The organism is Allomuricauda sp. ARW1Y1, from assembly GCF_013407935.1.
Lineage (GTDB): Bacteria > Bacteroidota > Bacteroidia > Flavobacteriales > Flavobacteriaceae > Flagellimonas.
Genome location: NZ_JACBZU010000006.1, coordinates 157,436 through 169,293 on the forward strand (window position 1 = coordinate 157,436; position 11,858 = coordinate 169,293).

The window sequence follows — 11,858 nt, forward strand, 5'->3', positions numbered from 1 at the left end:
TATTTCTATTTTAATTCCTGACAATCAAAGTTTTGGAACAAGCTTACTTATCTCGTCAGACAAATGGAAATCAATTCATTCCGATTTTTTCATATTAAATTCTTTCTACTATTTCTTTTGATGGGAAATATGGGTTTTTCCCAAACCAAGGAAATGGATAGCCTTCAAAACCTCCTGAAAACGGCGGATGACACGACCCAAGTCAACCTACTGAGGCTTTTAGGGATAAAATCCAGATTTATAGACAAGGAGAAAGCGGTTGCTTACGGGTTACAGAGTCTGGAGAAATCCAAGGAAATTGGTTTTTCGGTAGGTGAGGCCAAAGCGCTTTATTCTTTGGGGCTGACCCATGGCATGACCGATAGCTATGCAAGCTCCTTGGAATATCTAAATAAATGTCTTTTGGTAGCAAGGAAAAACAACGACTATAGTCTGGTATGCGATATATACAATTCGATGGGCATTGTATACAAGCGAATCGGTGATTATCCTTCTAGCCAGGATAGCTATCTAAAAAGCCTTAAGGTAATCGACTCGTTTGACCTTCAAATAAATGCTGCTTCGGTTTACATCAATCTTGGGGTTTTACACGATTTGATGGATGAAAAGGAGAAGGCAATTGCCAGCTATCAAAAGGCTCTGGAAATCTACGACGGTCCAGATCCCGAAGCCATGAAGAACGATGTGGAAGTAAATTTGGCCATCATGAGCTATACGGACGGAGACTACCGAGCAGCCTTGGACAAATTTTTAAAAATTGTACCCTATTGGAGCCAAGAGGGAAACAACATCAAATTGTACGACCTGTATAGCAATATTGGGCATTGTTACCTTCAATTGGAGCAATGGGATAATGCTGAGGAATATCTTTTCAAGGCTCTGGATTTGGCCAATCAACTTTCCCTAAGGCAAGGCCAAGCGTTCGTATACCAAAATTTGGCCAACCTGATGTTGCAACAGAACAAGTTGAATCAGGCCATGCGTTACTCGAACGATAACCTCAAAGTCTTGGAAGGTATGGAGGGTGCCTACGAACGGAAAAAAGAGGCACACGAAAAAGCCTACGAGATTTACCAAGCCTCAGGTCAACTAGAAAAAGCCATTTTCCATTTGAACAAGACGATGGATTATAAGGATAGCCTGATGAACGAGACCAAGGTAAAGGAGATAGAAAATTTACAAGTAAGGCATGAAGTATACGTGAAAGATCGTGAAATTGAGGCCAACACCTTGGAATTGGCCCTGCTCAACACCCGTGTAGAACAAAATAGAAAACGAACACTATACCTTATTATCATATCTGCCCTATTGCTTTTTTCAGCTAGCCTGCTCTATTTCCGATATTTGGCAAAGAAAAGATCTAATGCCATTCTTTCCGAAAAAAATAGATTGATATCTGAGCAACGAGATACCATAGGCCAAATGAACAGGCAGTTAGAAAAGCGGATGTTACGGGCCCAGATGAATCCCCATTTTATTTTTAACTCCCTCGGTTCCATACAACACCTCATCAGCACCAACGATAAAAAAGGGGCCCTCACCTATCTCTCCAAGTTTTCAAAACTGCTTCGTCAGGTGTTGGAAAGTTCGGTGAACATAAGTTTGGTGCTAAGTGAGGAAATAGAGCTGCTAAAAATTTATGTGGAACTGGAAGCTTTGCGTTTTGACCATTCCTTTTCCTATCAATTTGAAATCGATGAGAATTTGGATATCGATGCCCATGAAGTTCCCATGCTTTTGGTACAGCCTTATATCGAAAATGCCATCATACACGGATTGATGCCAAAGGAGGGAAACAAGGAGCTTAAGGTATCTTTTACCGATAAAGGAGATACTATCGAATGTGTGATTGAAGACAATGGCGTAGGACTGACCCAAACGGAAGCACGAAAATCCAACCGAATATCCCGTGGCATGTCCATTACGGAACGAAGGATACAAGCACTTAAGCAGCACTCTGCCCAACAATTGGTTAAAATAGAGAACCTTTCCGACGAGAACCGCTCAGGTACCCGTGTAACCATCTTGATCCCGAAAGAATAAGTATAATTATACCCTTACGATATTGGCTCCAATGGCACGCAAACGCTCATCGATGTTTTCGTAGCCGCGGTCAATTTGCTCAATATTGTGAATAGTGGATGTTCCTTTGGCCGACAGTGCTGCAATCAAAAGGGAAACACCCGCCCGGATATCTGGCGACACCATGGTGGTGGCCTTTAGGGTGGATTTAAAGTCATGCCCAATAACCGTGGCCCTATGCGGGTCGCAAAGGATGATTTTAGCCCCCATATCAATAAGCTTGTCCACAAAGAACAATCGGCTTTCAAACATTTTCTGATGAATCAGGACTTCGCCTCGGGCCTGTGTGGCCGTAACCAAAATAATACTCAATAAATCAGGGGTCAATCCAGGCCATGGCGCATCGGCAATAGTTAGGATAGAACCGTCAATAAAATTTTGGATTTCGTATCCATCTTCATGCTTGGGAATAAAAATATCATCGTTTCTTCGCTCTACTGTAATTCCCAGCTTACGGAAAACAGTTGGAATCTGGCCTAAATCGTCCCAACTCACATTTTTAATGGTCAATTCGCTCTGGGTCATGGCCGCCAGTCCAATCCAGCTACCAATTTCAATCATATCGGGAAGCATGGTATGTTCGGTACCTTTTAGCGATTTTACCCCTTCAATGGTCAACAAATTGGAACCGATACCTGAGATTTTGGCCCCCATGCGGTTCAGCATTTTGCACAACTGCTGCAAATAGGGCTCACAGGCTGCATTGTAAATGGTTGTGGTACCCTCGGCCAAAACGGCTGCCATCACAATGTTGGCCGTACCGGTTACGGATGCCTCATCCAACAACATGTAGGTGCCAGTAAGTTTTTCGGCCTCCACACCATAGAAATACTCTTCTTTGTTATATCTAAATTGGGCTCCAAGCTTAATGAAACCTTCAAAATGGGTATCCAAACGACGTCTTCCTATTTTATCCCCACCAGGTTTGGGGATGTATCCTTTTCCAAAACGGGCCAACAGTGGACCAACCAACATAATGGAACCGCGAAGACCTCTTCCATCCTCCTTGAACTTGGCCGATTGCAGATAATCCAGGTTAACGTCATCCGCTTTAAAGGTATAAGAGCCTTTTCCTTTCTTTTGAATCTTGACGCCTAAATCTTCAAGCAGTGCAATGAGTTTATTGACATCGACAATGTCCGGAATGTTGTTTATGGTAATTTTTTCTTCTGATAGCAATACGGCACAAAGAATTTGAAGTGCTTCGTTCTTTGCTCCCTGGGGGGTGATTTCACCATGCAACTGGTGGCCGCCCTCTATTCGAAATGTACCCATGTATTACTTTGGAGTTTAATATCTTTTTTTACGACCTCTTTGACTTTTTTTGCCCCGATTATTGCTGGTGTTCGAACGGCTGGGCCTATTTTTCAAAAACTGTCCGCTCTCCGTCAAACTCTCATCGCTCTTGGCCAAATCAATCTGACCATCACTGAGCTCTTTCAAGTGATTAAAAATTACGGTGTCCTCTACGGTATCCTTGTTCCATGTCAAATAACACTTTTTCATGTGGTTGGCAATGGCATATTCCAAGCCAGACCGCATATCGCCCTTTTCCCAATTTACCGCCACATCAATCATCCGTTTGATGTTGTTTCCATAAAAACGGTACTTGGGATGGTTCTGAGGATATTCCAAGGGTTCAGGACGCTGCTGCAAGGTCTCTTTGGAGGTTATGGGAAAGGGAGAGTCCACATCCAATTTAAAATCGGACATAATGAAAAGCTGGTCCCAAAGTTTGTGCTGAAAATCCGGCACGTCCCTCAAATGGGGCTGCAAATTACCCATAACACTAATAATGGATTGTGCCACTCGGTTTCGTTCATCACGATCTTCGATGGCTACGGCATGGTCCACCATTTTTTGAAAATGGCGCCCATATTCGGGAATAAAAAGCTTTGGACGCTCTGTATTGTATTCTAGGGTATATACTTCGTTCAAACTACTGGATTTTGTGAATTGATAATTGGAAAGTCAAACTGATAACGAGTGCAAATTAAGAAAATTATGGCAAATTAAGGACCTACAGGGAAATAACACCTTCCACAACGGAAACTTCCTTGTACTTTTGGATAACTTCGTCCGGATTCTTCAAATGTACGGTAATGGACAAGCTGGTGTACGTCCCCTTTTTGCTCTTTTTGGATTCTATCACCGCCCCTGTATTATCGAAAATGTCCTGGATTTGCGATATTTTGGCCTCCTCTGTGGGAACAATAAATTTGTAGAGGTAGGTTGATGGCCAACTCGTGGTCTCCAACAACTGCTCCTTTAACTTCGCGTAAAATTCTTCCGTCTCTTTCTTATCCATACCGCAATTTTATACAAATATATGGCTTACCCTTCAATTTTTTTTCCTTGGGGCGATTTCATTACTTTGTACCATCAATTCTAAGGTCTTTGGGAAAAAACAAGGTAGTTATAACGGGAGCTCCCGGAACTGGGAAGACGTCCATAGTAAACGGTTTGGAACAGAGAGGTTTTCACTGCTTTCACGAAATCATTCGGGATATGACCTCCAAAGCGAAGCAGGAAGGGCAATCGGAACACCATATTTCCAATCCGCTGGTGTTTGTGGACGATGCCTTGCAGTTCAATAAAGACTTGCTGGAAGGTAGGACGTCCCATTACCGACAATCAAAGCACATCAATGCGCCCATCAGCTTTTTTGACAGGGGCATTCCCGATGTGCTCGCCTATATGGATTTTTTCGACCAAGCATATGACGACTATTTTATTTCCCATGCCGAGAACCATAGATATGATTCCGTTTTTATAGTTCCGCCTTGGAAAGAAATCTATGTTTCCGATAACGAGCGTTTGGAAACTTTTGAGGAAGCGGAAAACATCCACCATTCCTTGCTTAAAATTTATACCCAATTTGGCTATAACCCCATCGAAGTGCCAAAAGATGATGTCCTAAATCGGATTGATTTTATTTTGGAAACACTTAAAATAACATAGTGCACAAGAACATCACAAGCGTTTTACAACAATACTGGGGATATGATGATTTTAGGGGTTCCCAGAGGAAAATCATTGATACGGTCATTTCTGAGCAAGATGTACTCGCCCTTATGCCTACCGGTGGCGGAAAATCCATTTGTTACCAAGTGCCTGCACTGGCCATGGAAGGTATTTGTATTGTGGTCTCACCTTTGGTGGCCCTGATCCAAGATCAGGTGGCCCAATTAAAAAAGAGAAATATCAAGGCAATCGCCTTGACCGGGGGCATCCGTTCCAACGAAGTAAACGACTTGTTGGACAATTGTGTGTTTGGCAACTACAAATTCCTATACCTATCCCCAGAACGCTTACAGCAGACCGTGGTAAGGGAACGCATTCAGCAGATGAACGTGAATCTTATTGCGATTGACGAGGCACATTGTATCTCCCAGTGGGGAAACGACTTTAGGCCTGCTTATTTGGAATGCTCCATTTTAAAGGAATTGGCTCCTCAAACTCCTATGATTGCTCTTACGGCGACAGCTACGCCCCGTGTTGTGGATGACATTGTGGAGAATTTGGAATTGAAAGAGGTCCGTATTTTTAAAGATTCGTTTTCCCGCTCCAACATCGCATTCAAGGTAAGGCGTTCGGAGGACAAATTGTACCAGCTCAAAAAATACATGGGAAAAATCCCGGGAAGCGGCATCGTCTATGTACGTTCCCGGAAAATGTCCATCTCCTTGGCCAACTTTTTGATCAACAACGGGGTATCGGCTTCTTTTTACCATGGAGGCATTCCCAAATCGGACAAGGAGGAAAAACTCAATCGTTGGTTGGATGGCAAAGACAGGGTCATGGTGGCCACCAATGCCTTTGGCATGGGGGTGGATAAACCAGATGTGCGCTTGGTGATCCATTACCAGATACCCGACAGTTTGGAAAGCTATTTTCAGGAGGCGGGACGCGCTGGTAGGGATGGAGAGCCTTCAACGGCCATCATCCTAACCTCCAAAGAAGATGCGGATAGGGCCAAACAGCAGTTTTTGTCCACCCTACCCGATGTGGGTTTTGTGAAAACCGTTTATTCCAAGCTCAACAACTATTTTCAGATTTCCTACGGAGAGCTTATTTCGGAACCTCTGGCTTTCAAGTTCAATGAGTTTTGTTCGCGATATGCGTTTAATCCCAACATGGCGTTCAATGCCCTTCGTATTTTAGATCAAAATTCCGTGCTATCGTTGGCCGAAAACTTTAAGGAGAAAACTACGCTTCAATTTGTAGCTTCCAAGGCCGAAATATTCAATTACCTGGACAAAAACCGTAAAACGGCCACCATCATTCAAACCATTTTACGGACCTACGGTGGTATTACGGATTATGAGACCAAGATCAATCTGTATATGCTGTCGCAAAAAACGGGCACTGGCGAGGAACGTTTAAAGCAACTATTACAGCAACTGGCGGACGATAACATTGCGGAATACCACAACCATAGTTCCGATTTGGAAATTACCTTTTTAGTGCCCCGTGAAGACGACCATACCATCAACCCGTTTGCCAAAAAAATAAAGGATTTCAACCAGGTGAAGGTGGATAATATGGCCGCTATGTTGGGGTACATTGCCAATCAGAAAATGTGCCGTAGTGTTTACCTACTGAATTATTTTGGCGAAAAGTCCGCCGAAAAGTGCGGCACTTGCGATATTTGCACAAAGAAGGCCAAAGTATCCTCTCCACACGACTTGGAACAAAAAATTCTGGAACTCTTGGAAATTCGCCCCCATTCCTCCAGACAGTTGGAACGCGTCACGGGAACAAGTGAAAAAGAACTTTTGAACCTGCTCGAGCGGTTGCTGGAAAATGGATTGGTCTCGATAAACATTAAGAATGAGTACATCAAAACATAATTCGCTTCGTATCGTATTTATGGGTACCCCCGATTTTGCGGTGGGCAGCCTAAAACAACTTTTGGAAGCTGGCTTTAAAGTGGTGGGTGTAATTACCGCCCCGGATAGGCCAGCGGGAAGGGGGCGCAAGCTCCAAGAGTCAGCCGTGAAACAATTCGCTGTTAAACACCAATTAAAGGTATTACAGCCGACTAACTTAAAGGACGAGGCATTTTTGGAGGATCTCAAAAGCCTTGATGCCAACCTTCAAGTAGTGGTCGCTTTTCGGATGCTGCCCAAAGTGGTCTGGCAAATGCCCGCGTATGGCACCTTTAACCTTCATGCTTCGCTCCTGCCCCAATATCGGGGTGCAGCTCCCATTAATTGGGCAATCATCAATGGTGAAACGGAAACAGGGGTAACTACATTCTTTATTGATGAAAAGATAGATACCGGGAACATCATTCTTCAAAAAGGAGCCAACATACGGCCAGAGGACAATGCCGGAGACCTGCACGACAGGTTGATGGAACTGGGCGCCCATTTGGTCGTGGATACCTGCAAACAGATTGAAGCGGGGACCGTGTCCCTACAAAAACAGGATGAGAGCATGGAATTAAAGCCCGCTCCAAAAATCCATAAGGATACCTGCCGAATCGATTGGAATAGTTCCATGATGGATATTTACAATCATATTCGGGGGTTGAGTCCATATCCAGGGGCATGGACGGAGTTGGTGAACGATGGAAAAGCAGAACCCATGAAGATTTTCAGGACCAAAATGGAGACCTCCGAACACGACTACATCGTTGGAAAACTGGTGGTAGGAAAAAAATCGCTCAAGGTTGCGGTTAAAGAGGGGTACCTAAACTTGTTGGAATTACAGCTTCCCGGCAAACGAAGAATGCAGGTAAACGAAGTTTTGAATGGGCTAAATCTGGAAAAAGAGGCACATCTTCGCTAAAGCCTTGCTATGATTGGGCTGGGAAAAGTTGTCGTTTTTTTCCCACTTTATCAACAAACGTTTCAAGTTATCAACAAAAACCCCTATTTCCCTTGGTTTTACTTGCGTGAGACCCAAATCCATATAAATTTGTTCAGCATTAAAATTATATTAACAACAATTAATTTAATTCCATTATGAACAAAACAGAATTAATCGATGCTATGGCAGCTGATGCTGGCATCACTAAGGCAGCAGCAAAAAAAGCATTGGAATCTTTCTTGGGAAATGTAGAAGGAACGCTTAAAAAAGGAGACAGAGTTTCCTTGGTAGGTTTTGGTTCTTGGTCAGTTTCTAAAAGAAGCGCTAGAGAAGGTAGAAATCCACAGACTGGAGCTACTATTAAGATTGCCGCTAAGAACGTTGTAAAGTTCAAAGCAGGTGCTGAATTGAGCAGTGCAGTAAACTAATCAATTTATGTATTGAATATACGAAAGCACTCCTTTTGGGGTGCTTTTTTAGTTGATAACAGCTTTGTTTTTTTTGCATATGTTGAATAATATGTTAAATTTAGAAACATGAATTCAGGTAAATGGTAACTCAGAAGCCAAAAAAGGGGAATTTACTTGTTGCGGAACCTTCGCTGACCGGCGATGTTTCTTTCAATAGATCTGTTGTACTTATTGCCGAACACAACCACGAAGGTTCGGTCGGGTTTATTTTGAACAAGCCTCTCGACTACACCATTTGCGACTTGGTCTCGGACATAACCATTCCCTTCCAAGTGTTCAATGGTGGCCCCGTAGAGCAGGACAACCTTTATTTTATCCACAAGGTGCCCCATTTGATAGAAAACAGTATCGAGATTTCCGATGGGATTTTCTGGGGTGGTAATTTTGAAGTGACCATAGAACTCATCAACAATGGAACCATCACCGAACAGGATATCCGATTCTTTTTAGGGTATTCCGGATGGGGAACCAGTCAATTGGACCAAGAACTCTCGTCCAAATCATGGGTGGTACTGCCCAACGAATACGAAAGCAGTATTCTAGAAAAAGCCGCTAACGCCTTCTGGAAAGAAAAAATGGTGGAATTGGGCGGCGACTACCTGCTTTGGTCCAATGCTCCCGAAAACCCTTCACTCAACTAGCCAATTCTGGCCTTAGCATTTAATTTACCCACCAAACTCTTGGCAACTTTGGTGCCGTACTCCTTTTTTCTGTATTTGCTGATGGGCTGAATCCCCACAATGGAATTGGTAAGGAACATCTCGTCCATTTTTTGAAGCTCAAACGGCGAAACGGAATCCTCGACCAAATCATAGTCTTCCGACCCAGCGATCAGCTTCATCAGGTTTTTTCGGATAATCCCGTCCAAGCAACCATCACTCAAAGGAGGTGTCTTTATTTGGTTGCCCTTCACCAAAAATAAATTGCCATTGATGGTTTCTACCACCTTTTTGTCCGTGTTCACCAATAAGCAATTGGCATATCCATTTTCCTGGGCATAGACACCGGCCACCACGTTCAAAATTTTGTTGGTGGTTTTTAGGTTGGAAAGCATATCCGTATTGACGTAATAATCCTTGAAAAGTTCCACTTCATAGGGTTTCTCCTCGATGATGAAGAAAGGAGACTCCATAGCATTGGTTTCAATCACGTAGGAAACATCGTTGGTAGCTGGGGTATACAGTCCACCGTCGTTTCTAAAAACTGTTAATCGAACGCGGACCGCTCCGCTTTCCAGCTGATTGGATTCGATGGTTTTCTTGATTTCTTCCTCTAAAAATTCCAGGGTAAAATCCATTGGGATTTCCATCCGAAGGATACGCATGGAAGCCATCAACCTAAAATAATGATCTTCCCAAAAAAATAAGGTCCCGTTCACATACCTGACCGTCTCAAAAAGAGCGTCGCCATATTTAAAGGCCCTGTTGTTGTGGGTGAAAATTGTTTTATCCGCTGCTTGTAGTGCTCCGTTACAATTGACCATAAAAAAGTCCCGATTTTTATCGGGACCAAAGATACGGTTTACTGAAGAATCGGGCTAGGTGGAACCTAGAACTTGTTTAAGGTCCGATACCTGGTTCTCCCACAGCATTTTCGCTTCGTCCACTTCGTCTTCCTCGGCAAAATCGGTAATGAACAAGGAAACATCCTTTGTTATCTCATCCACAATGATGCGCATTTCAAAAAAGGAACCATCTTCGTTTTCTTCCCATGCCAATTTGACAAATTCCTCACTCTTTCGCTTGAGCAGTTTGGCCCGCTCCTCGGAGCCATCCCATATAAATGTAAAAATCTCCCCACGGGAGTTTACATTATCGGCATACCATTCGGAAAGTCCTGATGGGGTGGAAATATATTGGTAAAGCAACTGAGGTGAAGCCTGGATCACAAATTCCAGTTCAAATTTAACCTTATCACTCATTGTCGTGTTCTTTAGAAGTTTTTTCAGCTTAAGTATAGTTTGGGAAGATATAAAAATAAATATCAAATAATAAATTAATAATGAATTTTGATTCAGCGAAAATTTAAACCTATATTTGCACCCGCTTAGCAAAAACACGGCGAGGTAGCTCAGCTGGTTAGAGCGTCGGATTCATAACCCTGAGGTCAAGCAGGTAAAAATTGACAAATGGCGAGGTAGCTCAGGTGGTTAGAGCGTTGGATTCATAACCCAGAGGTCGGGGGTTCAAGTCCCCCTCTCGCTACAATTTGAAGAGAAAAAACCCAAGACGAAAATCTTGGGTTTTTTTGTTGGGTACAACATAGGTACAACATTTTGTTTTTTTTGTAAAAACATAATATATATAGCTATGTAATGCCTTGCAATTTGGAATATATCTCTACCATGGCCATCGTATCTAACTTGCAATATTCCAGTAGATGTTTTCTGATGTTCTTCTTATCTCCTTCAAAATTCGGGTCTATTACCATTCTTCCCCATGTATCCAGTGCCATCGTGCCGTCTTGTACTTCCAAATCTGCATATGATAACTGAGGGCATATTACCGGTAATACTTTTTTTATTGAGCTAGAACCATGGAATCTATAGTCGATATAGTCTTTTTTGAATATCTCTTCTAGATCAAATGTATGCTCATTGATATAGGTTAGGTATTCGGCGTGGTGCGGCAGCATTAACATCATATCCCTATTCCTACTATTTTCAAAACTGGCGTGCCAAGAAATAAAAGTGCCCTGTTCTTTTGTAAAATCCCTCATACCAGTAACCAGCTCATCCGGCATTTCCATTTTATCCATTAGATACTCAAAGTGGATTAACTCGCCATTTTCTTTCAGGGTATGAATGGATACTTGAAATGGTAAATGTTGATGCGGTTTCACTCCATCTAGCTTGGGGATGGCACTCGCGTAGGTTTCATAATCATAAAAATGTAGGGGAAACGTCAGATTTTTTAAACGTTTCTTAATCCTTTCCGAATTGATAATCGCCTTTTCATGTATGCCGGACTCTACCTGTTTTGACTGATTCTCGTTAAGTTCAAAACCTTTTGGGACTTCAATGATACTGGTACAGTCGCTTTCTATCAGCTCTCCTATTTTTTTAACCGAAATTCTACCGATTTCATAAATACTGTAATCCGGTATGTCCGCGTTAAAATAGTTGAAGCTATCGCAGTGGTTGCTTCTCGTTTTGTATCTGCATGAACAGGAACTAAATTCAAGCAGATTCTTGTTAATTAATGTAGAAGCCGCCTTTATCTCATTGACCACAGTAGAATAAATTGCATTTACAGATTCGGTTATATCCTCAATTTCCAATAGTTCATTAGCAATGATATCCCATCCTTTGATATAGTTCTTATTTAGATGAATGATGGAGATATTTGAAACATCCAATCCATTTTTCTGTAAGACGTATTTTTGAAAACAGGCATTGTAGCCTTCCCTTTTTTAGGACATCGCTAAATTCATAAAATTATCATTAATGTCGTCTGTTTCGGGGAAGAATTCTTCCCCGAAACGGTTCTT

At 42.5% G+C, this 11,858-nt stretch carries 12 protein-coding genes and 1 tRNA gene; 7 read left to right on the forward strand and 6 right to left on the reverse strand.

The genetic code is table 11. The features are described 5' to 3' along the window. The first annotated feature begins 153 nt into the window (after positions 1–153). On the forward strand, positions 154–2,043 hold the full coding sequence (locus GGE08_RS14695; protein ID WP_179385644.1) for a tetratricopeptide repeat protein: 1,890 nt from the start codon (positions 154–156) through the stop codon (positions 2,041–2,043). Between the two features lie 6 nt (positions 2,044–2,049). On the opposite strand, the gene murA is transcribed toward GGE08_RS14695, so the two are convergent. From murA to GGE08_RS14710, 3 genes are all read right to left on the reverse strand, one after another. Next, positions 2,050–3,357 (reverse strand): UDP-N-acetylglucosamine 1-carboxyvinyltransferase, encoded by a 1,308-nt coding sequence (gene murA / locus GGE08_RS14700; protein WP_179385645.1) that lies wholly within the window; start codon positions 3,355–3,357, stop codon positions 2,050–2,052. Between the two features lie 15 nt (positions 3,358–3,372). Then, positions 3,373–4,020, reverse strand: coding sequence for a DUF4290 domain-containing protein (locus GGE08_RS14705; protein ID WP_179385646.1), 648 nt, complete (start codon positions 4,018–4,020; stop codon positions 3,373–3,375). 82 nt (positions 4,021–4,102) lie between these two features. Then, on the reverse strand, positions 4,103–4,390 hold the full coding sequence (locus GGE08_RS14710) for a DUF493 family protein (RefSeq protein ID WP_179385647.1): 288 nt from the start codon (positions 4,388–4,390) through the stop codon (positions 4,103–4,105). Positions 4,391–4,479: 89 nt separating this feature from the next. Here GGE08_RS14710 and GGE08_RS14715 point away from each other — a divergent pair, with 89 nt between their 5' ends. From GGE08_RS14715 to GGE08_RS14735, 5 genes are all read left to right on the forward strand, one after another. Then, entirely contained in the window at positions 4,480–5,043 is a 564-nt protein-coding gene (locus tag GGE08_RS14715; RefSeq protein ID WP_179385648.1) for an AAA family ATPase, read from the forward strand. After that, positions 5,043–6,935 (forward strand): ATP-dependent DNA helicase RecQ, encoded by a 1,893-nt coding sequence (locus GGE08_RS16235; RefSeq protein WP_179385649.1) that lies wholly within the window; start codon positions 5,043–5,045, stop codon positions 6,933–6,935. The genes GGE08_RS14715 and GGE08_RS16235 overlap by 1 nt, the downstream gene beginning before the upstream one ends. Then, complete coding sequence (gene fmt, locus GGE08_RS14725) at positions 6,916–7,878, forward strand: methionyl-tRNA formyltransferase (RefSeq protein WP_179385650.1); 963 nt, start codon at positions 6,916–6,918, stop codon at positions 7,876–7,878. The genes GGE08_RS16235 and fmt overlap by 20 nt, the downstream gene beginning before the upstream one ends. A 176-nt stretch (positions 7,879–8,054) precedes the next feature. Next, on the forward strand, positions 8,055–8,327 hold the full coding sequence (locus GGE08_RS14730; RefSeq protein WP_127140702.1) for an HU family DNA-binding protein: 273 nt from the start codon (positions 8,055–8,057) through the stop codon (positions 8,325–8,327). 122 nt (positions 8,328–8,449) lie between these two features. Further along, positions 8,450–9,010 carry a YqgE/AlgH family protein gene (locus GGE08_RS14735; RefSeq protein WP_179385651.1) on the forward strand — a complete coding sequence of 187 codons (561 nt, stop codon included), beginning with the start codon at positions 8,450–8,452 and terminating at the stop codon, positions 9,008–9,010. Here GGE08_RS14735 and GGE08_RS14740 read toward each other — a convergent pair. Both GGE08_RS14740 and GGE08_RS14745 read right to left on the reverse strand, forming a co-directional pair. Beyond that, complete coding sequence (locus GGE08_RS14740; RefSeq protein ID WP_179385652.1) at positions 9,007–9,852, reverse strand: aminotransferase class IV; 846 nt, start codon at positions 9,850–9,852, stop codon at positions 9,007–9,009. The two genes, GGE08_RS14735 and GGE08_RS14740, sit on opposite strands and share 4 nt — an antisense overlap. 54 nt (positions 9,853–9,906) lie before the next feature. Next, the gene (locus GGE08_RS14745) at positions 9,907–10,290 is read right to left on the reverse strand and encodes an START-like domain-containing protein (RefSeq protein WP_179385653.1); all 384 of its coding nucleotides are present in this window, start codon (positions 10,288–10,290) and stop codon (positions 9,907–9,909) included. A gap of 209 nt (positions 10,291–10,499) precedes the next feature. Between GGE08_RS14745 and GGE08_RS14750 the strand changes: the two genes are divergently transcribed. Next, positions 10,500–10,573, forward strand: a tRNA-Met gene (locus tag GGE08_RS14750). A 103-nt stretch (positions 10,574–10,676) separates the two neighbouring features. Here GGE08_RS14750 and GGE08_RS14755 read toward each other — a convergent pair. Continuing rightward, complete coding sequence (locus GGE08_RS14755) at positions 10,677–11,726, reverse strand: DUF2779 domain-containing protein (protein WP_179385654.1); 1,050 nt, start codon at positions 11,724–11,726, stop codon at positions 10,677–10,679. Positions 11,727–11,858: the final 132 nt, after the last annotated feature.